At 71.4% G+C, this 25,102-nt stretch carries 25 protein-coding genes and 1 pseudogene; 14 read left to right on the top strand and 12 right to left on the bottom strand.

Annotated features, from left to right (window positions below; genetic code table 11):
- Positions 1 to 83 precede the first annotated feature (83 nt).
- From LQ222_RS19185 to LQ222_RS19175, 3 genes are read left to right on the top strand one after another with little or no spacing between them, the layout of a single operon-like run.
- Positions 84 to 800, top strand: a complete 717-nt coding sequence (locus LQ222_RS19185) for a PIG-L deacetylase family protein (RefSeq protein WP_230168452.1) — start codon at positions 84 to 86, stop codon at positions 798 to 800.
- Positions 797 to 1,633, top strand: a complete 837-nt coding sequence (locus LQ222_RS19180) for an alpha/beta fold hydrolase (RefSeq protein WP_230168451.1) — start codon at positions 797 to 799, stop codon at positions 1,631 to 1,633. Before LQ222_RS19185 ends, LQ222_RS19180 begins: the two co-directional genes overlap by 4 nt.
- Positions 1,630 to 2,430, top strand: a complete 801-nt coding sequence (locus LQ222_RS19175) for an ABC transporter substrate-binding protein (protein ID WP_230168450.1) — start codon at positions 1,630 to 1,632, stop codon at positions 2,428 to 2,430. The genes LQ222_RS19180 and LQ222_RS19175 overlap by 4 nt, the downstream gene beginning before the upstream one ends.
- A 99-nt stretch (positions 2,431 to 2,529) precedes the next feature.
- Here LQ222_RS19175 and LQ222_RS19170 read toward each other — a convergent pair whose 3' ends face one another.
- From LQ222_RS19170 to LQ222_RS19120, 11 genes are all read right to left on the bottom strand, one after another.
- Entirely contained in the window at positions 2,530 to 4,233 is a 1,704-nt protein-coding gene (locus LQ222_RS19170; protein WP_230168449.1) for an amidohydrolase family protein, read from the bottom strand.
- Positions 4,234 to 4,245: 12 nt separating this feature from the next.
- Positions 4,246 to 5,229: a zinc-binding dehydrogenase gene (locus LQ222_RS19165; protein ID WP_230168448.1), complete on the bottom strand. Its 984-nt coding sequence runs from the start codon at positions 5,227 to 5,229 to the stop codon at positions 4,246 to 4,248.
- Between the two features lies 1 nt (position 5,230).
- Complete coding sequence (locus LQ222_RS19160; protein ID WP_230168447.1) at positions 5,231 to 6,730, bottom strand: ABC transporter substrate-binding protein; 1,500 nt, start codon at positions 6,728 to 6,730, stop codon at positions 5,231 to 5,233.
- 73 nt (positions 6,731 to 6,803) lie between these two features.
- Positions 6,804 to 7,298, bottom strand: a complete 495-nt coding sequence (locus tag LQ222_RS19155) for a cupin domain-containing protein (protein ID WP_230168446.1) — start codon at positions 7,296 to 7,298, stop codon at positions 6,804 to 6,806.
- 147 nt (positions 7,299 to 7,445) lie between these two features.
- Entirely contained in the window at positions 7,446 to 7,937 is a 492-nt protein-coding gene (locus LQ222_RS19150) for a hypothetical protein (RefSeq protein WP_230168445.1), read from the bottom strand.
- Positions 7,938 to 8,012: 75 nt separating this feature from the next.
- A complete protein-coding gene (locus tag LQ222_RS19145; protein ID WP_230168444.1) occupies positions 8,013 to 9,194 on the bottom strand; it encodes a M20 aminoacylase family protein in 1,182 nt (393 codons plus the stop codon).
- 16 nt (positions 9,195 to 9,210) lie between these two features.
- Positions 9,211 to 10,071, bottom strand: coding sequence for an SDR family oxidoreductase (locus tag LQ222_RS19140; RefSeq protein ID WP_230168443.1), 861 nt, complete (start codon positions 10,069 to 10,071; stop codon positions 9,211 to 9,213).
- Complete coding sequence (locus tag LQ222_RS19135; RefSeq protein ID WP_230168442.1) at positions 10,068 to 10,733, bottom strand: extensin family protein; 666 nt, start codon at positions 10,731 to 10,733, stop codon at positions 10,068 to 10,070. The genes LQ222_RS19140 and LQ222_RS19135 overlap by 4 nt, the downstream gene beginning before the upstream one ends.
- Before the next feature lie 37 nt (positions 10,734 to 10,770).
- Entirely contained in the window at positions 10,771 to 12,474 is a 1,704-nt protein-coding gene (locus LQ222_RS19130; protein ID WP_230168441.1) for a dihydroxy-acid dehydratase, read from the bottom strand.
- Between the two features lie 41 nt (positions 12,475 to 12,515).
- Positions 12,516 to 12,908 (bottom strand): VOC family protein, encoded by a 393-nt coding sequence (locus LQ222_RS19125; protein WP_230168440.1) that lies wholly within the window; start codon positions 12,906 to 12,908, stop codon positions 12,516 to 12,518.
- 41 nt (positions 12,909 to 12,949) lie between these two features.
- Positions 12,950 to 13,924 carry a tripartite tricarboxylate transporter substrate binding protein gene (locus tag LQ222_RS19120; RefSeq protein ID WP_230168439.1) on the bottom strand — a complete coding sequence of 325 codons (975 nt, stop codon included), beginning with the start codon at positions 13,922 to 13,924 and terminating at the stop codon, positions 12,950 to 12,952.
- 167 nt (positions 13,925 to 14,091) lie between these two features.
- On the opposite strand from LQ222_RS19120, the gene LQ222_RS19115 reads away from it, so the two are divergent.
- From LQ222_RS19115 to LQ222_RS19070, 10 genes are all read left to right on the top strand, one after another.
- On the top strand, positions 14,092 to 15,339 hold the full coding sequence (locus tag LQ222_RS19115) for a S9 family peptidase (protein WP_230168438.1): 1,248 nt from the start codon (positions 14,092 to 14,094) through the stop codon (positions 15,337 to 15,339).
- Positions 15,340 to 15,486: 147 nt separating this feature from the next.
- Positions 15,487 to 15,972: a 50S ribosomal protein L13 gene (rplM, locus tag LQ222_RS19110; protein ID WP_230168437.1), complete on the top strand. Its 486-nt coding sequence runs from the start codon at positions 15,487 to 15,489 to the stop codon at positions 15,970 to 15,972.
- A 4-nt stretch (positions 15,973 to 15,976) separates the two neighbouring features.
- Complete coding sequence (rpsI, locus tag LQ222_RS19105) at positions 15,977 to 16,462, top strand: 30S ribosomal protein S9 (RefSeq protein WP_230168436.1); 486 nt, start codon at positions 15,977 to 15,979, stop codon at positions 16,460 to 16,462.
- A 142-nt stretch (positions 16,463 to 16,604) separates the two neighbouring features.
- Positions 16,605 to 17,570, top strand: coding sequence for an N-acetyl-gamma-glutamyl-phosphate reductase (gene argC, locus LQ222_RS19100; protein WP_230168435.1), 966 nt, complete (start codon positions 16,605 to 16,607; stop codon positions 17,568 to 17,570).
- Between the two features lie 181 nt (positions 17,571 to 17,751).
- Complete coding sequence (locus tag LQ222_RS19095; protein ID WP_230168434.1) at positions 17,752 to 18,300, top strand: gamma carbonic anhydrase family protein; 549 nt, start codon at positions 17,752 to 17,754, stop codon at positions 18,298 to 18,300.
- Positions 18,301 to 18,386: 86 nt separating this feature from the next.
- Positions 18,387 to 19,898: an acyl--CoA ligase gene (locus LQ222_RS19090; protein ID WP_230168433.1), complete on the top strand. Its 1,512-nt coding sequence runs from the start codon at positions 18,387 to 18,389 to the stop codon at positions 19,896 to 19,898.
- A 1-nt stretch (position 19,899) separates the two neighbouring features.
- Positions 19,900 to 20,295 (top strand): VOC family protein, encoded by a 396-nt coding sequence (locus LQ222_RS19085; protein ID WP_230168432.1) that lies wholly within the window; start codon positions 19,900 to 19,902, stop codon positions 20,293 to 20,295.
- Complete coding sequence (locus LQ222_RS19080) at positions 20,292 to 21,269, top strand: 2-dehydropantoate 2-reductase (RefSeq protein ID WP_230168431.1); 978 nt, start codon at positions 20,292 to 20,294, stop codon at positions 21,267 to 21,269. Before LQ222_RS19085 ends, LQ222_RS19080 begins: the two co-directional genes overlap by 4 nt.
- 65 nt (positions 21,270 to 21,334) lie before the next feature.
- Positions 21,335 to 21,913 (top strand): hypothetical protein, encoded by a 579-nt coding sequence (locus tag LQ222_RS19075; protein ID WP_230168430.1) that lies wholly within the window; start codon positions 21,335 to 21,337, stop codon positions 21,911 to 21,913.
- On the top strand, positions 21,910 to 22,542 hold the full coding sequence (locus LQ222_RS19070) for a hypothetical protein (RefSeq protein WP_230168429.1): 633 nt from the start codon (positions 21,910 to 21,912) through the stop codon (positions 22,540 to 22,542). The genes LQ222_RS19075 and LQ222_RS19070 overlap by 4 nt, the downstream gene beginning before the upstream one ends.
- A 189-nt stretch (positions 22,543 to 22,731) precedes the next feature.
- Here the strand turns inward: LQ222_RS19070 and LQ222_RS19065 are convergent, their stop codons facing one another.
- Positions 22,732 to 24,531, bottom strand: a complete 1,800-nt coding sequence (locus tag LQ222_RS19065; protein ID WP_230168476.1) for an alpha/beta hydrolase — start codon at positions 24,529 to 24,531, stop codon at positions 22,732 to 22,734.
- Positions 24,532 to 24,620: 89 nt separating this feature from the next.
- On the opposite strand from LQ222_RS19065, the pseudogene LQ222_RS19060 reads away from it, so the two are divergent.
- Positions 24,621 to 25,102: pseudogene (locus tag LQ222_RS19060) on the top strand (hypothetical protein); the annotation flags it as partial.

Genomic DNA, 25,102 nt, shown 5'->3' with positions numbered 1-25,102 from the left:
GTGCGGTTTCCGGTCCGCACAGCCTAGGCGCGCGCGTTCTCTGCCGCCAGACTGCGCGCCGAACGTCCCGTTGGAGGAACCGCATGTCCAAGACCGCCCTGGTGGTGTCCGCCCATTCCGCCGATTTCGTCTGGCGCGCCGGCGGCGCCATCGCGCTGCATGCCGCGAAGGGCTGGAAGGTGACGGTGGTCTGCCTGTCCTATGGCGAGCGCGGCGAATCCGCGAAGCTGTGGCGCGTGCCCGGCATGACGCTGGAGCGCGTGAAGGCCGAACGCGAGGCCGAGGCGAAGAAGGCCGCCGCGGTGCTCGGCGTCCACGACATCCAGTTCTGGGACCTGGGCGACTATCCGATCACGCTGACCAACGATTCGCTGTTCCGCCTGGTGGATGTGTATCGCGACATCCACCCGGCCTTCGTGCTGACGCACAGCAAGGAGGACATCTACAACCGCGACCATCCCGCCGTGACCGACTTCGCGCAGCACGCGCGCATCACCGCCCAGGCGCATGGCCACAATCCGGGCCAGAAGGTGCTGGGCGCGCCGCCGGTCTTCCTGTTCGAACCGCACCAGCCCGAGCAATGCGGCTGGAAGCCCGATGTGCTGCTGGATATCGGCAGCGCCTGGCCGCAGAAGCGCGCCGCCATCGAATGCATGGCCGGCCAGGAACACCTGTGGGAATACTACACCCGCGTGGCGCAGCAGCGTGGCGCGCAGGCGGCGCGCAATTCCGACAAGTCGATCACCTGGGGCGAGGGCTACCAGTCGGTCTTCCCGCATGTCGTCGAGACCCTGGCATGAGCTTCGCCGCACCGCCGCGTCGCGCCGGCTGGATCGACCGCCCGGATGCGCGAATCCGCTACGAGGTGACGGGGCAGGGGCCGGCCATCGTCTTCGCGCATGGCCTCGGCGGCTGCCTGTTCTCCTGGTGGCAGCAGGTTGCGCATTTCGCCACCCGCTACACCTGCGTCACCTTCTCGCACCGCGGCTTCTTCCTCTCCACCGCGCCGGCCAGCGGGCCCGACCCGGCGGAATATGCTGGCGACGTCGCGGCGCTGGTCGACGAGCTCGGGCTCGGCGACATCCGCATGGTGTGTCAGTCGATGGGTGGCTGGTCGGGCGTGGAATACGCGCTGCTGCGGCCAGGGCGGGTAAAGGCACTGGTGCTGGCGGCGACGACGGGCTCGCTCGATCCTCGCCAGATGCGCGAGCCGGAACGCGCGCAGCTGGCGCCCTGGAGCAAGGCCAGCGCCGAGGCGCGCACCGACCTTCTGGCGCGCAACATGCTGCCGGCCTCGGGTGCGCGCATGGCGGAAGAACAGCCGGCGCTGGCGCAGCTCTATCAGCACATCTACGGGCTGACGCAGGGCTTCGACCGCGAGGCGCTGCGTGCGAAATTGCACGCCGCGCGCAGCCGCCCGCCGGCTGCCTTCGCCGCGGCGAACACGCCGCTGATGTTCGTCCCCAGCGAGGAGGACGTGGTGATCCCGCCCTTCGCACCTGCCGGCATGGCACCGGACATCCCCGGCGCGCGCGTCTCGCCGCTGCCGCGCGCCGGGCATTCCGGCCATTTTGAACACGCCGTCGCCTTCAACGCGAAGGTCGATGCCTTCTTCGCCGAGGTCGGCGCATGAGCCCGCGCCTCCTAACCGCTGCGATCGGCGCCTATCCGCACACCGCCGACCTGCCCGGCAGCGATGCGGTGCGCCTCGACCGCGTCGCCGTCAGCCCGATCAACATGGCCTTCGCGCCGATGGTGCGGGAACGGCGCTTCGATGTCAGCGAAATGGCCATCGCCACCTTCCTGATGGCGAAGGCGGCCGGCATCCCCATCACCCTGCTGCCCGTGGTGATGGCCGCCCGCTACCAGGAAGGCGCGCTGGTCTGCCCGCAGGACAGCCCGATCCGCGGGCCGGCCGACCTGAAGGGCAAGCGCGTCGGCGTGCGCGCGTATAGCCAGACGACCGGGATGTGGCTGCGCGGCGTGCTGGCCGACAGCCACGGCGTGCCGCCCGATTCGATCGCCTGGACGACCTTCGAGGACGCGCATGTGCCGACCTTCCGCGACCCGCCCTTCGTGACGCGCGCCGCGCCTGGCAGCGACATCGCGACCATGCTGCGCGGCGGCGCGCTGGATGCCGCGATCTTCGGCTTCGAGGTGCCGGCCGGCATGCGGACGGTCTTCCCGGACCCCGCGCAGGCCGGCCGCGACTTCCAGGCGCGCTACGGCTTCAAGCCGGTGAACCACCTGGTGGTGGTGAAATCGGAACTGGCGCGCGATGCGGCGGTGATGGACGGGCTGCGGCAGGTGTTCGCCGCATCACTGACGCCGCGCGAGGCGCTGGCGCCGGCCATCGCGCTGGCCGGGCGGTTCTGCGCGGAGCAGGGGCTGGTCGCGCAGCCCCTGACGCCTGAGGAGGTCTGGTCCTAGAGCATGCTGCGTTCGCTCGCGCTCACGTCGCAGGCTCTAGCCTGTTGCTTTCAGAGCATCTTCACGCGTTCAGATGATTCCATCTGAACGCGATCTGCGCTATGCGCGCGCGCCCCGCACCAGGCGGCCGGGCAGGGCGCCGGTCGCCTGGCCCTCGCGATACGTCGCCGCACCCGACAGCACCGTCGCGACATAGCCCTCGGCCTCCTGCACCAGCCGCTTGCCGCCGGCGGGCAGGTCGTAGCGCATCTCCGGCGCCTTCATGCGCAGCCGCGCGAAGTCGATGACGTTGATGTCCGCCTTGCGCCCGGCCGCGATCACGCCGCGATCCATCAGCCCCATCGCTGCGGCATTGTCGCGGCTGATCCGCTTCACCGCCTGCTCGACCGGCAGCTTCGGCCCGCGCACCCGGTCGCGCGCCCAATGCACCAGCATATGCGTCATGCAGGACGCATCGCAGATGTAGCCGACATGCGCGCCGCCATCGCCCAACCCCATCAGCGTGTGCGGATGCGTCATCATCTCGCGGATCGCCGCCAGGTCGCCATCGGCGTAGTTCAGCAGCGGGCGGTTGAGGATGGCGCGGCCATCGCGTTCCAGCATCAGGTCGTAGCACAGCGCCTCGGCCGTCATGCCACGCACCGCGGCCATGGCGGCGACGGAGCGCTCCGGCGGCGGCTCGTAGTCCGGCGGGTCGTTCAGCGGGAAGATCTTGTCCCAGTTGTTCAGTCGCGCCTTCAACGCCGGGTCGTCGGTCGCTTCCGCCAGGATGCGGGCGCGCCGCGCCGGGTCGCGAAGTGCTGCGATGCGCGCGGGCAGCGGCAGGTCAGCCACTTCGCGGAAGGACGGTCGCGTCAGGAAGGGATGCTGCGACAGTTCGAAGCCGAACATCAGCCCGACCGGGCGGCCCATCACCTGGCCCAGCATCGTCACGCCGGCGGCATTCGCCTCGTCCACGCGGTCGAGCAGCCAGCGCCAGAAGCGCGGCTTCGACTCCCGCTGCAACAGGGAGAAGGTCAGCGGTCGCCCCGCCACCGCGGCCACGCGGCGCAGCCGCGCGAATTCCTCCTCGGCCGGATCGTCGAAATCCGAGATCACCTGCAGCCAGCCGCTGCCATGGGCGCGCAGCGCGCCGGCCAGGGCTTCCAGCTCGGCCTCCGGCGCGCCGAGCGTGGGGATATGCCGCCCATCCAGCGTGCGATGCGCCAGCGCGCGCGACGTGGAAATCCCGACCGCACCGGCCGCCAGCCCTTCCGCGGCGAGCCGCGCCATCTCCGCGCATTCGGCGGGCGTGGCTTCGGCATGGGCTTCGGCGCGTTCGCCCATCACGTGCACGCGCAGCGGGGCATGGGTGACCATCGCGGCGATGTCGGTGTCGTAGCGCCGCGCCGCCAGGGCATCGAGGTATTCGGGGAAGCTCTCCCAGTTCCAGGGCAGGCCCTCGGTCAGCACGACTTCGGGCAGGTCCTCGACGCCCTCCATCAGCTTCACCAGCATGTCGCGCCGGTCCGGCCGGCAGGGCGCGAAGCCCACGCCGCAATTGCCGATCAGCGCGGTGGTGACGCCGTTGATCGACGACGACAGCAACTGCGAACTCCAGGTCGCCTGCGCGTCGTAATGCGTGTGGATATCGACGAAGCCGGGCGTGACCAGCAGGCCCTTGGCGTCGATCTCCTCGGCGCCGCGATCCGCGACGCGCCCGACCGCGACGATGCGCCCGCCCTGCACGGCGACATCGGCCTCGAAGGGCGGTGCGCCGGTGCCGTCCACCACCGTGCCTGCGCGGATCACCAGGTCATGCATGGCGCGCCTCCCTCAAACCGACAGCACGATCTTGCCGAAGTGGCGGTTGGCCTTCATGTGGGCCAGCGCCTCGGCCACCTGGTCGAGCGGGAAGGCGCGGTCGATCGGGATCGAGAACCGCCCCTGTTCCACCGCCTCCCACAGGTCTCGGCGCATGGCGGCGTATTCGGCGCGGATCTCCTCGCGCGACCGCGTGCGGTGCGTCACGCCGATATAGGCGATGCGCCGCGTCGCATGCAGGTCGAAGTCGAATTCGCCCTTTGCGCCGCCCAGCCGCCCGACATTGACGATGCGCCCCAGGATGGCGGTGCAGCGCATCGCCGCATTGATCGTCGCCGCGCTCACCTGGTCGACCACCAGGTTCACGCCCTTGCCGCCGGTCGCGGCCAGCACCTGGTCCGCCCAATCCGCGTCGCGCGTGTTCACCGCGACATCCGCGCCGAATTCCTTCAGCCGCGCGCGCCGCGCCGCATCGGTCGAGGTGCCGACCACCAGCGACGCCCCCATGAACTTCGCGATCTGCATCCCCATGATGCCGACGCCCGACGACGCGCCGAGGATCATCACGCTATCGCCCTTGGCCAGGCGGCCGTTCATCACGATGGCGTCGTGCATGGTGGCGAGCGCGACCGGCAGCGTCGCCGCTTCCTCCCACGACATGTTGCGATCGGGCACGGGCTGCACCCGCGCCATGTCGGCGATCGCGTATTCGGCATAGCCGCCCGCGCCGGAGCACGTCACGCGGTCGCCCGGCTTCACGCCGGTCACCGCGCTGCCCACCGCCGCCACCTCGCCGGCGAAATCAAGGCCGAGGATGGTCCCCGCGCCGCCCATCGCGCCATGCGATCCGCCCGCCGCGACACCCAGGTCCGCGCGGTTCAGCGTGGCGGCGCGCACGCGCACCAGCACCTCCTCGGGCCCCGGCGCGGGGCGCGGGGCCTCCTGCACCTTCACGCCATCCGCCGTGACCATCGCCGCGCGCATCGTGCCGCTCATCTCAACGTCCTCCCCGCAATCCCTGCAGGCGAATGAGGCCATCGGGCACCACGCGCAAGCCCTGGACCGAGGCCAGCGCGCCATGCAGCGTGAGGGGCTGCCACAGGTTGATGTAGGGCCGCTCCGCCAGGTAGATCCGCGCCGCGCGGTCATACGCACCCGCGCGCACCGCCGGGTCCACGCTGCGCCGCGCTTGCGTCAGCGCCGCATCGACCTGCGGGTTGCAGTATTTCCCGCCATTCAGCGGCACGTTGCAGGTGGTGAAGGCGAAGATGTTGCCATCGAGGTCGACGCGCCCCGACCACTGGATCATCAGCGCCTCGAAATCGCCGACGCTCCATTGGTTGAGCAGCGTCGCCGTCTCGACCTGCTGGATGTCGATGTCGATGCCGGCCTCAGCCGCCATGGCCTGGATGACCTCGGAGGATTGCTGGTAGTCGGTGGTATTGGGCACCGACAGGCGGATGCGCACGCGCTGGTGGCCCGCTTCGCGCAGCAGGGCGCGGGCGCGCGCCACGTCGCGCGTGGGCATCGGCACCGACCGCGCATAGAAGGGGTGGTCCGCCGGCACTGCCTGGTTGGCCGGCACCCACAACCCCTCGAAGGCCACGTTGACCAGCGCCTGGCGGTCGATACTGCGCTCCAGCGCCTCCCGCACGCGGGCATCCTGGCCGAGCGGCGTCTGCGCGCGCGGCCCGTTCGCGACGTTGATGGCGATGTAGAAGGTCGCCAGCGACGGCCCCTGGTGCAGTCGCACCCGCTGGTCGCGCCGCACGTCGCCGACATCCGACGGGCTCACGCGCTCGATGACCTCGAGCGCGCCGGCGCGCAGATTGGCCAGGCGCACCGTCGCATCGGTGATCGGGCGATAGGTGACGCGCTCGACATGGATATTGGCGCGGTCCCAATAGCCGTCGAAGCGTTCGAGCTCCATTCGGTCCTGCGCGATGCGGCGCGTCAGGCGGAACGGGCCGGCGCAGGCGGGCTCGCGCTGGAAATCCGCGCCCGTCACGCGCGCCTGGCGTGGCGAGACCAGCATGCCGGCGCGGTCGGACAGCGCGGCCAGCAGCGGCGCGAAGGGTTCGGACAGGCGCAAGGTGACTTCCAAGGGGCCGGTCGCGACCACCTCGGTGACCGGGCCCATCTCGGCGCGGCGGGTGGACCCCGGTGTTTCGAGATGGCGGCGCAGGCCGATCGCCGCGGCCTCGCCGGTCAGCGCCTCGCCGTCATGGAAGCGCACGCCGTCGCGCAGCGTGAAGACCAGCGCGCGGCCGTCCTGTTCCCAGCGCCAGGCGGTGGCGAGCTGCGGGACGATCTCCAGCCGCTCGTTGATGTCGACCAGCTTGTCGCACATCGCGGCGAAGACCTGGCGGCCGGCCACCGTGCGCGACAGCGTCGGGTCCAGCACATCGGGGTCGGAGGTCAGGCCGATCCGGAGGTGCTGCGCCCCGGCGGGCGCGGCAAGGCAGGCAAGGGCCAGCAGCGTGGCGAGGATGCGCATGTCGAAGGCCTCCCGGGCAGGGCGGCCAGTCTTCCCCGCGGCCGCGCCGCGCGCAATGGAGCGCCCCGCCCGGTCAGCCCGGCGCGCGGTGGATCGGGTCGATCCAGAGCACCGTCTCGGGCTTCTCGGCCGGCTCGATGTCGATGTTGATCGCCACCGCCTCGTTGTCGGAGCGCACCAGCACGCATTCCAGCGTCTCGTGCGCCGAGGCGTTGATCTCCTGGTGCGGCACATAGGGCGGGACGTAGATGAAGTCGCCGGGCCCGGCCTCCGCCACGAATTCCAGCTTCTCGCCCCAGCGCATCCGCGCGCGGCCCTTCACCACATAGATCACGCTTTCGAGGTGCCCGTGGTGATGCGCGCCGGTCTTGGCATCGGCATGGATATGCACGGTGCCCGCCCAGATCTTCTGCGCGCCGACCCGCGCGGCGTTGATGGCGGCGGCGCGGTTCATCCCCGGCGTCTGCGCGGTGTTGGTATCGAGGTTGTCGCCCGGGATCACCCGGACGCCGCTGTGCTTCCAGCCATCCTCGGGGATGGCGGCGTGGTCGTGGCCGTCATGCGGCATGGGTCGTCTCCTGCGCGTGTCTGTCGCAGGAATGGCGTCGCCGCCCTGGGCGCCGCAAGCGGTCGGCCGAAATAGCGATGCGCTGCCACGCGCGGCGCGGGCACGAGCAGCGGTTTCTCCCGGGCCGTCGCGCGGGGCGAAACGCTGTCAGGCGGTGCGTTCGCCCGCCAGCCAGATGCGCGTGCGGTAGCACAGCACCAGCAGCGCCGCCTGGCCGGCGAACAGCAGCACCGGCACGCTGACATGGCCGAACAGCACCAGCGCGCCGACCATGCCCGCGCAGCTCATGACCAGCGCCAGGTGCACGGCGTGGTCGAAGGCGCGCAGCGCCACGTCCTTCAGCGGGCCGACCATGCCCATCAGCGGCATCGCCAGCGGCATGGCGCCGACCAGGGCCAGGATCGCCGCCGTCACGGCCATGCCGCCGAGCCCGCCCCACAGCGCCACCTGGGCGGCGAATTCATGCGCCAGCGCGCCCTGGGGCAGCAGCCAGCGCAACGCCAGCAGCGCCGCCGCGATGCCTGCCATGGCATCGAAGGCGGCGCGGGCGGGTTCATCGACAGGGCGCCCCTCAGCCCATCCCGCCGCGCTGCGCGGCAGCAGCGGCCAGGCGTCGATGCGGGGCGTGGTGCGGGGCATGGCGGGCTCCGGGTGCGAGGGCAGGACCTCGGCAACCTTCGCCCGCAAAGCTTGCCAATCCGCTAACGCGACGGATCAGCCGGCGCGCGGCATCAGCCGTTCCGCCAGCGCCGCCCACCAGGAGGCACCGACCGGCAGGATGTCGTCGTTGAAGTCGTATTTCGGGTGATGGACATTCGCGTCATCCGCCCCGCGCCCGCCGCCCAGCATCAGGTAGGCGCCATCCTTGGCGTTCAGCATGAACGAGAAATCCTCGCCTCCCATGGTCGGCTTGGGCATGGGCACCACGCGCGCATCGCCCTGCACGGCGCGGGCGGCATCGGCCGCCAGGTGGACGCTGGTGACCTCGTTGATGGTGGCGGGATACAGGCGGATGAACTTCGCCTCCGCGGCCGCGCCGAAGGCGGCGGCGATGCCGCCCACGGTCTCGAGGAAGCGCTTCTCCAGCAGGTCGCCGACCTCGGGCGCGAACCAGCGCGCGGTGCCCAGCATCCGCACCTGCTCCGGGATCACGTTGTAGGTGAAGCCGCCATTGATGTGGCCGATGGTGATGACACCGCCTTCCACCGGTTCGACATTGCGCGCCACGATCGATTGCAGCGCCTGCACCATGGCCGCGGCGATCACGATCGGGTCGTTGCCATTGTTCGGCATGGCGCCATGCGCGCCCTTGCCGGTGATGGTGATCTCCAGGTTCGCGACCGCCGCCATGACCGGGCCCTCGCGCCACAGGAAGGTGCCTTCGGGCGCGCCGGGCCAGTTGTGCAGGCCGAAGACACGCTCCATCGGGAAGCGGTCGAACAGGCCTTCCTTCACCATCACCTCGCCGCCGCCGAAATTCTCCTCGGCGGGCTGGAAGATCACGTAGACGGTGCCGTCGAAGTTGCGCGTCTCGGCCAGGTACTTCGCGGCGCCCAGCAGCATGGTGGTGTGCCCGTCATGGCCGCAGGCGTGCATCTTGCCTGGGATGGTGGAGGCATGCGCCGCGCCGGTCTCCTCATGGATCGGCAGCGCATCCATGTCGGCACGCAACCCGATGGCGCGGCCGGATGCGGCGTTGTTGCCGCGGATCACGCCGACCACGCCGGTCTTGGCGATGCCCGTCACCACCTCGTCGCAGCCGAAGTCGCGCAGCTTCTGCGCGACGATGCCGGCGGTGCGGACTTCCTCGAAGGCGAGCTCCGGATGCTGGTGGAAGTCGCGCCGCCAGGCGGTCATCTCGGCATGGAAATCGGCGATGCGGTTGTTCACGGGCATGGTGGCCTCCGTCCTGTCAGCCGGTGGTGTGGGGCGCCCCGAAGGTGAGGGCAAGGCCTTCCGCCAAGCCGATCGGGTTCACACCCAGCAGGCGGCGCATCGGTGCGATGTCGAAATCCTTATCCTCGGTCAACCGCCGGATCTCGTCGCCACCCACCCGCGGCAGGCCGGGAATGAGGCGCGCGAGCGGCGCGACCAGGCGCAGCGGCAACGCGGGAATGGGCAGGATGGGCGGCGCGCGCAGCCCCGCCGCGGCCGCGACGGCGCGCAGGAAGTCGCGATAGGCCATCGGCGCCGGCCCGGCGATGACGATGGCCTGCGCCCCGTCCCAGTCGTGCCGCAGCGCGGCCACCAGGCAGCGCGTGACGTCGCCCTGGTGGATCGGCTGCACCAGCGCGCGGCCCCCGCCGGGCAGGGGCGCCACCGGCAGGCGCGCCAGCAGGGCCGCCAGGCGGCGCACATTGTCCTCGCCCTGCGCGCCGTAGATCATCGTCGGGTGCAGCATCACGCCGGCGCGGCCGGAAGCGAGCAGGGCGGCCTCGCCCGCCCGCACGCCATCGCCATGGTCGTCGGGCCAGCGCGAGAAGCGCCGCGTCGATCCCATCAGCACGAAGGATGCGCCGGGGTCGGCCGCGGCCAGCAGCGCCGGCGCCCAGCGCGCATGGACGGTGCTGACCACGCGGTCCGCCCCGGCCAGGGCGCGCGCCAGCGCCGTGGCGTCGCGCAGGTCGGCCGCGCGCGGATCGCCCGGCAGGCCCAGCGCGCGCCATTTCGCCGCGTCGCGCGCCACCGGGATGAAGGGCGTGCCGGCCTCCGCCAGCGCGCGCGCCAGCGCCAGGCCCGACCGCCCTGTCGCGCCGACCAGGGCGATCGTCATTGGCAGGCGCTCCAGCGGCCGAGGTCGAGGTGAAAGTGGTTTGCATGCGCCACATCGCGCGCCGGCCCCAGCACCGCGGCGAAGATGCGGCAGGCGCCGTCGCGCGCGTCCCGCAGGAAGGCGCCGGCGGGGGTGTCGCGGCCCCAGTCGCGCAGGATGCTCACCTCGCGCCCATCCTCCAGCCGCAGGGCGGCGAGGTCGATGGCATTGGCGCTGGCGTGCTGGCTGCGCCGCGTCCCGCCGCGCACGTCGCGGCAGGCCAGCGTGCCGAGGTGCCGCACGCGCGCGATGCCGGTGCCGAGGTGACGTTCGGCCGCCGGCGCCAGCACCTGGCGCTCATACACCGTCCAGGCCGCCGCCATCGGGCAGGTCAGCAGCGGCCGCGCCGGGTCGAAGGCGCCAGGCAGGCGGGTGGTGGCGCGCAGCGGGCAATCCGGCGCGGCGGAACCATCGGGCAAGGGTGTCGCCGCGACCCCGGCGGAGTCCAGCGCGGCGAAGCAGGCGGCCGGGTCGCCCGCCAGCGCGCGCAGCTTGTGGCGGGTGAAGGGGCCGACCGGACCCGCCAGGTCGATCGGCGCGAAGGGGTTCCAGGCCTCGGGCAGGCGGGGAAGCAGCCACGCCACGGCCGATACCGTGGCGAGCAGGCAGGCCAGGAGGATCACGCGGCGCACCCCGCCAATATGGGGGCGGGCTGCCTGATCAAGGCTCCGCGCGCAGGAAGGCGAGGTCCGCGCCGAGCGGCGCCTGCGTCACCTGGTCATGCACCAGCCTGTCCCAGCCGCGCTTCGGCGCGGGGGCGGGCGTCCAGGCGGCACGGCGCTGCGCCAGCACGGCCTCGGGCACCAGCAGGTCGAGCGTGCGGTTCTTGACCGACAGCCGGATGCGGTCGCCGGTCTCCACCAGTGCGAGCGGCCCGCCGACCGCGGCCTCGGGCGCGATATGCAGCACGATGGTGCCGAAGGCGGTGCCGGACATGCGGCAGTCGCTCATGCGCACCATGTCCTTCACGCCCTGCCGCGCGAGCTTCTTGGGGATGGGCAGGTAGCCCGCCTCCGGCATGCCGGCCGGCGAGCGCGGACCCGCACCCTTCAGCACCAGGATGTCCTGCGGCGTGACGTCCAGTTCCGGGTCGTCGATGCGGTTGGACAGGTCGGCGAGGCCGTCGAAGACCAGGCAGCGTGCCTCGGTCTCGAACAGGGCAGGGGTCGCCGCCGACCGCTTCAGGATGGCACCGTCCGGCGCCAGCGAGCCGAACAGCGCGACCAGCCCGCCGACCGGCGAGACCGGCTCGCCGCGCGCGCGGATGATGCGCCGGTCGACGAAGTGACTGCCATCGCCGATGCGATCGGCGAGCGACACGCCATCCAGGTCCTTCGCCGTCAGGTCGAGCAGGTCGCGCAACTCCCACAGCAGGGCGCGCATGCCGCCGGCGGCGTGGAAATCCTCCATGTAGCCCTCGCCGGTGGGCTTCAGGTCCACCAGCACCGGCGTCTCCTCCGACAGCGCATCGAGGCGCTTGAGGTCAAGGTCGAGCCACGCGCGCCCGGCGATCGCCGCCAGGTGCACGATGGCATTGGTGGACCCGCCCAGCGACAGCAGCACGCGCACCGCGTTGTCGAGGTTGCCCTGCGTCATCAGCGACAGCGGCGAGACCGGGTTGCGGATCAGCCGCACCGCCTGCGCGCCGGCTTCCTCGGCAATCCGCAGCCGGTCCGCATGCACCGCCGGCGCGGATGCGGCATCGAGCGGCATGAAGCCGAGCGTGGACGCGATGCACGCCATGGTCGAGGCCGTGCCCATCACGCCGCAGGTCCCCGCGGTGGTGGCGAGCTTGCCTTCCAGCGTGGCGATCTTTTCGTCCGTCACCTCGCCGGCGCGATAGCGCGCCCAGTAGCGGCGGCAATCGGTGCAGGCGGACAGGCGTTCGCCCTCGAAGGACTGCGCCAGCATCGGCCCGACCACCAGCATCACCGATGGCGTGCCCGAGCTGATCGCGCCCATCAGCTGCGCCGGCACGGTCTTGTCGCAGCCGCCAACCAGCACCGCGGCATCCATCGGCTGGTTCGCCAGCATCGTCTCGGTGTCGAGCGCCATCAGGTTGCGGTAGTGCATCGAGCACGGCGACAGCGACGGTTCGCAGATGCTGATGGTGGGGAAGGACAGCGGCAGCCCGCCGGCGGCGAGCACGCCGCGCTTCACCGCCTCGATCAGCTCGGGGATGGTGCGGTGGCAGTTGTTGTAGTCCGACGCGGTGTCGGCGATGCCGACCACCGGCTTGTCCAGCATGGCCTGCGAATAGCCCATGGACTTGGCGAAGGACCGGCGCAGATACAGCGCGAAGGCCGGGTCGCCGTAGTTCGAGGCGTTGCGGCCCAGGCCATGGGGCTTCTTGTGTTCGGTCATCGCGCGCGTCTCTCTCCGGTCCGCGCGAGGGCTGCCTGCCCTCAGGCCGGGCGGTGGCACACGCAGCAGAGCTTGTTGCCGTCAGGGTCGCGCAGATAAGCACCGTAATAGTCGGGGTGGTAGTGCGCGCGCAGGCCCGGCGCGCCTTCATCCGTCCCGCCATGGGCCAGGCCAGCCGCGTGGAAGCGGTCCACGCTGGCGCGGTCGGGCGCCTCGAAGCCGATGGTGACGCCATTGCCCACGCTGGCGGGCCGCCCGTCGATCGGTGCGAGCACCCAGAACTGCGGCGTGGTTTCGGGTGCCGCCGCATAGCCGGCATGGCCCTTGTCCAGATCCGCCTCCTGCCGGGCCAGGCCGAGACAGGCCAGCAGCGGGTCGTAGAAGGCGACGGCGCGGCGGATATCGGCCGTGCCGAGGGTGACGTGGCTGTACATCCGTGCGGTCTGCCTTGCGGTGGCCGGGGCTGCGCGGGGGGTCAGGTCGGCTCCAGCCCGGCACGCTGCATCAGGGCGCGGTGCAGCGGCAATTCGCGCTGGATGCGCGCCACCAGCGCGGCGCCGCCCATCGGCGCGGGGGCCAGCCCCTGCGTCGCCATGAAGTCGATGGTGCGCTGTTCGGCGAAGGTCCGGCCCAGCGCCTCGTTGAGCCGTTCGACGATCGGCGCCGGCGTGCCCACCGGTGCCTGCACCGCATACCAGCCGCCCCAGGTGAAGCCGGCGAAACCCGTCTCGATGAAGGTCGGCACTTCGGGCAGTTGCGGCGCGCGTTGCGCGGTGGGCACCGCCAGGCCACGGACCCGCCCGGCTTCCAGATGCCCCTTGCTGGCCGCCAGCAGCGCGAACATGCAGTCGGTGCGCCCGGCGATGGTGTCGGTGAGCGCCGGCGGCGCGCCGTTATAGGGCACGTGCAGCATGGTGGCGCCGGCGCGCGCCGACAGGTCCAGCATCGGCAGGTGCGCCGTGGTGCCGGCACCCCAGGTGGCATACGACACCGCCTCGGGCCGGGCCTTCGCCGCGGCGAGCAGTTCCTGCAGGCTGGTCCAGCGCGGATGCGCCACCAGCAGCGACAGCGTCTCGCAGACCTGGCTGACATGCACGAAGTCGGTGAGCGGATCGTAGCCCGGGTTGCGCAGCGCCAGCGGCGTCAGGCTGAAGGTGGCGATGGTGCCCAGCAGCAGCGTCATGCCGTCCGGCCGCGCGCGGGCCACGTGCCGCGCCGCGATCGAGGTCGATCCGCCGGGCCGGTGGTCCATCACGAAGGACCCGCCGAGCCGTTCCTGCAGCCCCTGCGTCACCAGCCGCCCGACCACGTCCGAGGCGCCGCCCGGCGAATACGGGATGACCACCGCGACGGTGCCCCCGCCCGGATAGCCGCCCTGCGCGCGCAGCGGCGGGGCCGCCAGCGTGGTGGTCGCGCCGATCAGCAGCGCGCGGCGTGTGGTGCCCGTCATTGCGGCGTTTCTCCCTGTGTGGTGCCCAGGCTGCCGTGTCGGACGCCGTGCTGTCCAGCGCAGCGCCACGCGATGGCGCCGGCTTCAAGGGTCTGTTGGTCTCTGGCGGGTAGGCTGCCGCGGGGGCGGCCGGCACATCGCGGGCAGCCCACCGTCAGGGGACCCGCATGACTGACCGCCATCCCGATCCGCCGCTGCCGCGCCGCCTTGTCGGCGGCGCCGGCCTTGGCGCGCTGGCCGCCGCCATCGCGCCGGCCCGCGCGCAGCCTGCGCCGGGGGCGGTGATCCAGCTGCCCGGGGGAATCGCCTATCGCCAGGTCGGGCGCTGGGATGCCGACCGGCTCAACCGCATCCTCGCCACCGATGCGCCGGCCTTCTTCGGCGTGCCGGTCGCCGCCACGCCGGCGCGCCAGGCGGTGCGGCTGTATCGCGTGAGCTATCCCTCGGTCGTGCCGGAACGGGGCAACCGGCCGGTGGTGCTCTCCGGGCTGCTCGCCGTGCCCGAGGGCGGCGCGGCCACGCTGCCGCTGGTGTCCTACCAGCACGGCACGGTCTATGGCCGCCAGCAGGTGCCCTCGTTTCCCGAGCAATCGCCCGAGACACAGCTGATGCTCGCGCAATTCGCCGGGCAGGGCTACGTGCTGCTGGGCGCCGACTACATCGGCATGGGCGAATCCACCGAGCCGCAGGGCTACATGGTGAAGGCCAGCCACCAGCAGGCGACGGCGGACCTCATTCCCGCCGGGCGGGCGGTGCTGGCGGCGCTGGGCCTTGCCGCGCCCGGGCTGTTCCTCGCCGGATGGTCGCAGGGCGGCTACGTGACGATGGCGCTGCTCGAACGGCTCGAGGCGATCGGCGTGCCGGTGCGCGCCGCCGTCACCGCCAGCGCGCCGGTCGATCCCTGGGCGGCGCTGAACGGCTTCCTGGCCTTCCCGCGGCCGAACGATGCCGCCTGGGTCACCACGCTGTTCATCCTGGTGTCGTTTTCCTACGAGATTTACTACGGCGTCCCCGGCCTGGCGCGGTCGGTGCTGAAGCCGGCGCATTACGACATTTCGCGGCAGGCCTGGGCCGGCGAGGCGGTCGATCCCGCCCGCATCCCGACCGTGCTGCGCGACCTGGTGGCCGACGCCTACTTCGACCCGGCCTTCTTCGGGGCTTCGGCGCTCGGGCGCCTGCTGGCGGCGAACCAGGCCTATCGCTGGGTGATCCGCACGCCGGTCCGCACCTACTATGGCGAGAATGACGAGGCGATCCGCACCGGGATCGGCCGGCTGGCGATGACCTTCCAGCAGGCCATCGGCAATGACACGGTGCAGGCGATCTCGGCCGGCGCCGACGCCACCCATCGCGGCACCTATGCGCGGTCGGTGACGGCCTGGAAGACCTGGTTCGATTCGCTGGCGGCGGGGTGACGCGCCGCGCCGGCGCGGTGGCGCGGGGGAGTGTGGCAAGGTTCAGGTATCCGGTTACCGCATTCGCGTATGCGGCGGCGTGCTTGACTTTCCCGCCCATCGCGCTGATACACCGCGCCACCAAACACGCCTGAACCTGGAAAACCGATGCTCACGAGACAAACCACCTCGCTGAAGCCGGCGGAGGTGAAGAAGGCCTGGGTGCTGATCGATGCGGATGGGCTCGTGCTCGGCCGCCTCGCCACCCTCGTCGCCAATCGCCTCCGCGGCAAGCACAAGCCGCAATTCACCCCGCATGTCGATTGCGGCGACCATGTCGTCATCGTGAACGCGGAGAAGATCCGCGTGACCGGCGCCAAGGCCGAGCAGAAGGTGTTCTACTGGCACACCGGCTATGCCGGCGGCATCAAGCAGCGCACCGTGCGCGAGCGCCTCGAGAGCAAGTACCCCGAGCGGGTCATCGAGAAGGCGGTCGAGCGCATGATCACCCGCGGTCCGCTGGGCCGCGAGCAGATGCGCAACCTGCACGTCTACAAGGGCGCCGAGCACCCGCATGGCGGCCAGACGCCCGAGACCCTGAACGTCGCGGCGCTGAACCGCAAGAACTCCGTCCTCGTGAAGAAGGTGGCCTGAGGTCATGAGCGAGACCCGTACCCTCGCCGACCTCAAGGAGATGGTCGCCGGCACCCCGGCGGCGCCCGAGGCCGCGATCAAGCGTGAACCCAAGCGCGACGCGCAGGGCCGCGCCTATGCCACCGGCCGCCGCAAGGACGCCGTGGCCCGCGTGTGGGTGAAGCCCGGCAAGGGCCAGATCCTGATCAACGACAAGCCGGCGGCGCGCTATTTCGCCCGCCCGGTGCTGCGCATGCTGATCACCCAGCCCTTCCTGGTGGCCGACCGCTACCAGCAGTTCGACGTGAACTGCACGGTGGTCGGTGGCGGGCTCTCGGGCCAGGCCGGCGCGGTGCGCCACGGCATCTCGCGCGCGCTGACCAACTTCGAACCGGAACTGCGCGCCATCCTGAAGAAGGCCGGCTTCCTGACCCGCGACCCGCGCGTGGTCGAGCGCAAGAAGTACGGCAAGGCCAAGGCCCGACGTTCCTTCCAGTTCTCCAAGCGCTGACGCCGGCGGATCGGCGCGGCAGCGCCGGTCCTTCGACGCAGGACTGTCATGCAAAAGGGGGTGGATCCGCGAGGATCCGCCCCTATTGCATTCCGGGCCGCTTTTCGCGGCAAACTCGCTACGCAACGGAGGTCCATATCCCATGGCCAAGACCCCCAAGGTGTTCATCGACGGCGAGGCCGGCACGACCGGCCTGCAGATCCGCGAGCGGCTGGCGGCCAACCCGCATGTCGCCCTGCGATCGATCGACGCCGACCGCCGCAAGGACCCCGGCGCGCGCCGCGAGATGATGGCCGAGGTGGACCTGGTGATCCTGTGTCTGCCCGACGACGCGGCGAAGGAAAGCACGGCCATGGCCGCCTCGCTCGGCGCCGATGCGCCGAAGCTGCTCGATGCCTCGACCGCGTATCGGGTGGACCCGGACTGGGTCTATGGCCTGCCGGAACTGACACCCGACCAGCCGGCGGCGATCGCGGCGGCGATGCGTGTGTCGAACCCCGGCTGCTACCCGACCGGCGCAATCCTGATGCTGCGCCCGCTGGTCGAGGCCGGCATCATGGCGACCGACCATCCCGTCACGGTCAATGCCGTGTCGGGCTATACCGGCGGCGGCAAGGCGATGGTCGCGCAGTACGAGGCCCGCACCGCGCCCGACTTCGAGATGTACGGCCTGGCGCTGAAGCACAAGCACGTGCCGGAACTGCAGAAGTATTCGCTGCTGACGCGCCGGCCGATCTTCGTGCCGGCGGTGGCCGACTATGCCCAGGGCATGATCGACGCCATCCCGCTGCACCTCGATATGCTGGCGAAGCCGACGACGCCGGCCGCGATCGAGGCGCTGCTCGCGGCACGCTACGCCGGCAGCGCCTACGTCCGCGTGGTGCCGGCCGATCCCTCCGGCAAGATCGAACCCCAGGCGCTGAATGGCACCAATGGGCTGGAGATCCGCGTGCATGGGGACGCGGCGCTGGGCCAGGCGGTGCTGGTCGCGCGCTTCGACAACCTCGGCAAGGGGGCGTCGGGCGCGGCCGTGCAGAACCTGGGGCTGATGCTGGGCATCCCGGTGCAGGCCGACCTGCCGGCGGCGACGGCCCGCGCGGCGGAATAGGGCCAACGGCGTCTTCGGCCCGGGGCGCAGCCTCGGGCCGGGCGCACGGCGCGCCCACGCCATGGCGCGGCGTGGCGCGCAAGCCAGGCAGGCGCGTGCCTGCGGCGCGACCGCGGCGCCCGGCCTTCCGCCGCCTCGCCCGAAGGCGCAAACTGCGCCGGACTTCGCCGGAGGACCCGCCATGGACGCGAACCAGCCCACGACCCTGCCCCCGTTCTATGTCTTCGAGGGCCACCGCCCGTCGGTGCATCCCGGCGCCTGGGTCGCGCCCACCGCCGCCGTGATCGGCCAGGTCGCGATCGGGGAGGGGTCCAACGTCTGGTACCACTGCGTGCTGCGCGGCGACACCAACACCATCACCATCGGCACCGGCACCAACATCCAGGACGGCACGATCATCCATGTGAATGCCGGGCGGCAATGCACCACCATCGGCAACGACGTGACCGTGGGCCACGCGGCGATCATCCACGCCTGCACGCTGCACGACCGCGCCTTCGTGGGCATGGGTGCCACCGTGCTGGATGATGCCATCATCGAGGAAGGCGGCGTGCTCGCCGCCGGGTCGGTGCTGCCGCCGGGCAAGGTGATCAAGGCGATGGAACTCTGGATGGGCAACCCGGCCAAGATGGTCCAGGTGCTGACCGTCGAACGCCGCGCCGGCTTCGACCGCACGGCGGGGCATTATGTCGAGCTGTCGGGACGCCATCGGCGCTCGCTCGGCGGCTGAGCCGCGGGGGCGTCGCGGCTGCGGGTTGGGGGCTGACGCCGGGCCCCGCCTCTCCCATAGTCGCCGCCGCGAACGAGGGATTGCGCATGAGCGAGACGATTTCCCGCCTGCTTGCCGGCGGGGCGGAGGATGCGGCGGCGATCCGCGGGACCAATGACCGCGCCTCCCTGACCTTCGGCGGGCTGCGCGCGCTGTGCGCCCGCACGGTGAGGGCCCTGAACGGCATGGGCATCGGCCGCGGCGACCGCGTGGCGATCGTGCTGCCGAACGGGCCGGAGATGGCGGCCGCCTTCCTGGCGATCGGCGCCGGCGCCACCACCGCGCCGCTCAACCCCGCCTACCGGGCGGAGGAATTCACCTTCTACCTGACCGATCTGAACGCGAAGGCGCTGGTCGTGCTGCACGGCATGGCCTCCGACGCGCGCGAGGTGGCGGCGCGGCTGTCCATCCCGGTGCTCGACCTGGTGCCCGGCGAGGCCGCGGGCGACTTCACGCTGGAAGGCGGCAGCCCGGCCAATGCCGAGAAGCCGGGGCTCGCCTGGCCCGAGGACATCGCGCTGGTGCTGCATACCTCGGGCACCACGGCGCGGCCGAAGATCGTGCCGCTGACCCAGGCGAATGTCTGTGCCTCGGCCCGCAACATCGCGCGCACGCTGGAACTGGGCGCCGATGATGCGTGCCTGAACATCATGCCGCTGTTCCATATCCATGGGCTGATGGCCGCCGTGCTGGCCTCGGTCGGCGCCGGCGGCGCGGTGGTCTGCACCCAGGGCTTCGACGCGCTGCGCTTCTTCCGCTGGCTGGATGAGGAACGCCCGACCTGGGTGACCGCGGTGCCGACCATGCACCAGGCGATCCTGTCGCGCGCCGAGCGCAATGCCGACATCATCCGCCGCGCGCCGCTGCGCTTCCTGCGCTCGTCCTCCGCCTCGCTGCCCGGCCCGGTGATGCAGCAGCTCGAAGCCGTGTTCGGCTGCCCGCTGGTCGAGAGCTACGGCATGACGGAAGCCTCGCACCAGATGTGCTCGAACCCGCTGGCGGGGCCGCGCAAGCCCGGTTCGGTCGGCCAGCCGGCCGGCCCCGAGGTCGCGGTGATGGCCGATGACGGCACGCTGCTGCCGGTAGGCGAGATCGGCGAGGTGGTGATCCGCGGCCCCAACGTGACCGCCGGCTACGAGGCCAACCCCGAGGCCAACGCCAAGGCCTACACGAGTGGCTGGTTCCGCACCGGCGACCAGGGCGCCTTCGACGAGGATGGCTTCCTGACGCTGACCGGCCGCCTGAAGGAACTGATCAATCGCGGCGGCGAGAAGGTCAGCCCGCTGGAGGTGGACGGTGTGCTGTCGGGCCACCCCGCGGTGGCGCAGGCGCTGACCTTCGCCATTCCGCACGCCAAGCTGGGCGAGGAAGTGGGTGCGGCGGTGGTGCTGCGCGAGGGCATGGACTGCACGGAACGCGAATTGCGCGACTTCGCCGCCCAGCACCTGACCGACTTCAAGGTGCCGCGCAAGGTCGTGTTCCTGCCCGAGATCCCGAAGGGTGCCACCGGCAAGCTGATGCGGATCGGCCTCGCCGAGAAGCTGGGCCTGGCGCTCTAGCATGGCCACGCGCATCACCGGCATCACGCCGCAGCTGCGCACGACGGACATCGAGGCGTCGATCCGCTTCTATGTCGAGGTGCTCGGCTTCACCCTCGCGTTCCGCTGGGAGGATTTCTACGCGGGCATTTGCGCCGGCGATGCGGAGATCCACCTCAAGCGCGTGGACGCCCCGGACCCGTCGGTCGGCTACGTCGCGGCGGGGGATCACCTGCATCTCTACATTCATGTGGAGGACGTGGACGCCATGGCCGCGCGGCTGCGCGCGCAGGGCGTGCCGATCATCGCCGGCCCGGTGGACCGCCCCTGGAACACCCGCGAGATCGTGCTGCGCGACGACCAGGGTCACACGCTCTATGTCAGCCAGGCGCTGATGCCGAAGGAAACCGCGTCATGAGGATCTGCATCTTCGGCGCCGGCGCCATCGGCGGGCTGATGGCCGCGAAGCTGGCGCTGCGCGGCGAAGCCGAGGTCACCGTCATCGCCCGCGGCCCGCACCTGGCGGCCATGCAGGCGGATGGGCTGCGCCTGGTCAGCGAGGGCCAGGAGGTGGTGGCCCGCCCGCGCTGCGTCGCCAGCGCCGAGGAAGCGGGCGTGCAGGATTATGTGGTGGTCACGCTGAAGGCGCATTCGCTGCCCGGCGCGGCGCAGCAGATGCAGCCGCTGCTCGGCCCCGAGACCGCGGTGGTCAGCGCGGTGAACGGCGTGCCCTGGTGGTACTTCCACGGCATCGAGGGTGCGAATGCCGGGCGGATCGTCGAGAGCGTCGACCCCGGTGGCGTGGTCACCCGCCTGCTGCCGCCCGCGCGCGCCATCGGCTGCATCGTCTATCCGGCGGCCGAGGTCCCGGCCCCGGGCATCATCGAGCACACCTATGGCGACCGCTTCTCGCTCGGCGAACCGGACGGGTCGCGGTCCCCGCGCGCGCAGAAGCTGTCCGAGGCGCTGATCGCCGCCGGCTTCAAGGCGCCGGTGCGCCCGCGCATCCGCGACGAATTATGGGTGAAGCTGTGGGGCAACCTGGCCTTCAACCCGATCTCGGCGCTGACCACCGCGACGCTGGATGTGCTGGTCGCCGATGACGAGCAGCGCGGCGTGGCGCGCGCCATGATGCTCGAAGGCCAGCGCGTGGCCGAGGCGCTGGGCATCCGCTTCGCCATCGATGTCGACAAGCGTATCGCCGGCGCGGCCGAGGTCGGCGCCCACAAGACCTCGATGCTGCAGGACCTGGAGCGCGGCCGCCCGATGGAGGTCGAGGCGCTGCTCGGCGCCGTGGTCGAACTGGCCGACCTGGTGGGCGAGCCGGCGGCGACCTGCCGCACCGTGCTGTCCCTGGTGCGCGCCCGTGCGCGGGCCGCCGGCTGCCTGTGACGCCGACCCGCGCCATTGCCCCGGCGCCCGCGCGGCGCCAGATGGACCGGCGGGAGGACGCCGCCATGCCCCTTGCCCTGCCGCGCCGCGCCGCCGGCCTGCTGCCACTGGTCGCCCTGTCGGCCTGCAACCGCCCGCCGCCGCCCTTCGTCGCGCTGCCGGCCGACCCGAACAACCCCTTCGCCGACCTGGCGCGCCAGGGGATCCTGCACACCGCCTATGCCTTCGCCGACCCGCAGCGCCTTGCCGGGCGCCCCGCCGAGGCCGCGCAGGCCATCGCCGAGGCCGAGTTCCTGGCGATCGACCTCAGCACCAACCAGCGCTGGACCGAGATGCAGCCGCTCGTGCAGATCGCCTTCCTGCAGGCACGGCCGGAATGGCGCGGCGCGCTCGGCATCACGGAGGCCGCCGAGCCGCAGGCGGTGATCGACGCCATGACCCGCGTGCGGATGGGCATCGGCGCGCAGGACGGCGCGGCGGCGGGTGCGGCGTTGCAGCCACCCTTGGTCATGCCGGGTGGGGCGGCCTCCCTCGCGCGGCTCGCAGCCCTGCCGGCCTTGCCGCGGACCGCCTGGGCGGCCGCGATGGCGCAGAACGAGATGTGGCGCATCCAGCGCCAGGGTGGGCGGGACAGGTGGCGATGACGACGCGGCGGATGTTCCTGCTCGCCCCCCTCGCGCTCGGCGCCTGCGAGGAATTGCGCACGCCCGCCACCCTGCCGCCGGCGATCCTGGCCGGTGCGCCCGGCGCGGGCGCACCGTTGCGCGCCGCGGTCTTCGCGACCGCCGCCGCCTTCGCCAACCAGGGCACGGCGCTGCAGGACCGCCCGGCCGAGACCGCGCTGGCGATCGCCCGGCTGGAGGCGCTGGAACTGGAGGTCGCCGACCGGCGCGCCTGGCCGTCGCTCTCGCCATCCATCGGCTTTGCGATGCGGACGGCCCGCGACGAGACCCGCGCCGCGCTAGGCGTCGCGCAGCGCGCGCCGGGCACGGAGGTGGTGCAGGCGCTGTCGCGCACGGCGGCGCGGCTGCGTGCCGGGGACCGCGCCGGGGCGGCCGCCGCGCTGCCGGCCAGCCTGTTCGAACCAGGCGGCGAGGCGACGCTCGACCGCCTGGCCGCGATCGGCCCGCTGCCGGCGGCGGAACAGGCGACCGCGGCGCTGGCACGCGATGTCCGGCGGCTTGACCTCGACCGTGGCTGGGCGGGGGCGGGGAACTGGTGGCAGGCCGGCGCACCGGGGGCGATCACGGATGGGCTCGGCCTCGGGGAATAGGCGGGCCGGCGGCGACCGCCGATTCAGGCACCTGGCGCCGGGCTTTCAGGGCGCCGGCCAGAGCAGATCGCGTTCAGATCGAATTATCTGAACGCGTGACGATGCTCTCAAACAAAAGCTAGAGCCTGCGAAGTGAGCGCGAGCGAACGCAGCATGCTCCAGGCGGATGCTCCCGTGCCGCGCGCGCGGTCAATCCGTCGCCATCACCTTCACATAGGATCCGGGTGCATCCTCCAGCGCCGGCAGCGCGCCTGCGCCCGGGGTTCGCGCGGGCACGGTCGTGCGATCCAGCCCGCTGACCCAGCGATGCCAGTCCGGCCACCACGACCCGGCGAGCTCGGTCGCGCCCTTGAACCAGTCATCGGGGTCGGGCGGCAGGTCATCCTGCACCCAATGGCTGTACTTGCCCGCATCGGGCGGGTTCGCGACGCCGGCGATATGCCCGGATGCGGCGAGCACGAAGCGCGTCGGCCCCTTGTAGAGCTGCGTGGCGCGATAGGTGGATTTCCATGGCGCGATATGGTCCTCGCGCGTGCTCAGTATGTAGGTCGGCAGCTTGACCTTCCGCAGGTCCAGCTTGACGCCGAGCAGGTCCACGCCGCCCGGCTTCACCAGGTCGTTCTGCTGGTACATGCGACGCAGGTAGAAGCTGTGCATCTTCGCCGGCATGCGGGTGGAATCGTCGTTCCAGTACAGCAGGTCGAAGGGGAAGGGCTCCTGGCCCATCAGGTAGTTGTTGACCACGAAGGACCAGATCAGGTCGTTGGCGCGCAGCATGTTGAAGGTGGTCGCCATCTCCCGGCCCTCGAGGTAGCCGAGCTTCTGCATCTTGTCCTCGAGCGCGGCGAGCTGTTCCTCGTCGATGAACACGCCCAGTTCGCCGGCTTCCTCGAAATCCACCATGGTGGTGAAGAAGGTGGCGGACTTCACCCGCGTATCTTTCTTCGCCGCCATGTGCGCCAGCGTGGACGCCAGCAGCGTGCCGCCCAGGCAATACCCGATGACATTGGCACCCTTCTCGCCGGTCGCCTGCTCGATGGCGTCCAGCGCGGCATAGGGGCCTTCGCGCATGTAGTCGTCGAAGCCCTTCTCGCCCAACGCCTCGTCCGGGTTGACCCAGGAGATGACGAAGACCGTGTGCCCCTGTTCGACCGCCCAGCGGATGAAGGAATTCTTCGGCCGCAAATCCAGGATGTAGAACTTGTTGATCCAGGGCGGGATGATCAGCAGCGGGCGCTTGAGCACCTTCTCGGTGCTGGGCGCGTACTGGATCAGCTGCATCAGGTCGTTCTGGAACACCACCTTGCCGGGGGTGACCGCGATGTTCTCGCCGACCTTGAACTTGGTGTCGTCGGTCATGCGGATTCGCAGCTTGCCGCGCCCGCGCTCAAGGTCGCTCAGCAGGTTCGACAGGCCGCGCAGCAGGTTCTCGCCACCGGATTCCGCGGTGCGGCGCAGCACCTCGGGATTGGTCATCAGGAAGTTGGTCGGGCTCATCGCATCGACGAATTGCCGCGTGTAGAAATCCACCTTCTGCGCGGTCTTGGGCTCCAGCCCTTCCGTGCCTTCCACCACCGACCGGAAATAGCGCGCGGACAGCAGGTAGGATTGGCGGATGAAGTCGAACACCTCGTGGTCGCGCCAGGCCTCGTCCTTGAAGCGGCGGTCCTTGTCGTCCTCGGCGATCACCGGGGCGGGCACGTCGCCCATCATGCGCCGCGCGGTGTTCTGCCAAAGCGTGAGGTAGTCGTGCCAGAAACCCAGCTGCGCCTGCACCAGCCGCGCCGGGTTGGCCATCAGCCGCGTCGTCATCTCGAGGAAGGCGTGGCCGATCTTCAGCGGATCAGGGTCGGGCGACCCGTCGGCCTGGCGCTTCAGGAAATCCGAGACGATGCGCTGCCCGCGCTCCGCCACATCCGCCATCGTGCGGCTGACCAGCGCCGGGTCGGGCAGCCGGAAGGCGGGGTTCGGGGGTTCTTTTTCGGCCATCGGGTGTTCCGGTCCGTGGGACAGCATGCCTGACTTCGCGGGCCGGCCGATTCGGGTTACCGCTTCCGCGTGACGGGAACAGAGGCGGCATGACCTTGACGACGGGCCACGCGATCTTGCCGGGGCACGGTAGGGGCCGGGCAGGGGCCGGGCAAGCACGGCCGCTGGTGCTGGCCGTGGTGCTGCTGGCCGCCGGGTGCAGCCCGGGGGAGGGGCCGTCGTCGATCGGCCCCCTGTTTTCGCGCATCACCGGCCCGGCCTTCGAGGGGCGCGAGCCACCGCCGGGCACCGACCAGGCCGTCCCCAATCTCGGCACCATCCCCGCACGCCCGGCCGTGGCGGACCCTGCCGTGCGCGACGCGTTGACCGCCGCCCTGGCCGAGGAACGCCAGCGCAGCCGCAATCCGCTCGACCCCGAGATGCGGCCGGAACCGATGCGCCCGTCCGGCACGGTGGGGGACCGCAGCATGGCGATGCGCCCGCCCGGCCCGCCGCCGATCACCGCGGCCCCGCGCGTGCCCTGGGATGCGCCGGGCCTGCCGCCGTCGGTGCCCGCGGCGCCGGCCACCGC

It is taken from the genome of Roseomonas sp. CECT 9278, assembly GCF_918698155.1.
Taxonomy (GTDB): domain Bacteria; phylum Pseudomonadota; class Alphaproteobacteria; order Acetobacterales; family Acetobacteraceae; genus Neoroseomonas.
This window is presented reverse-complemented; position numbering and strand designations above follow the sequence as displayed.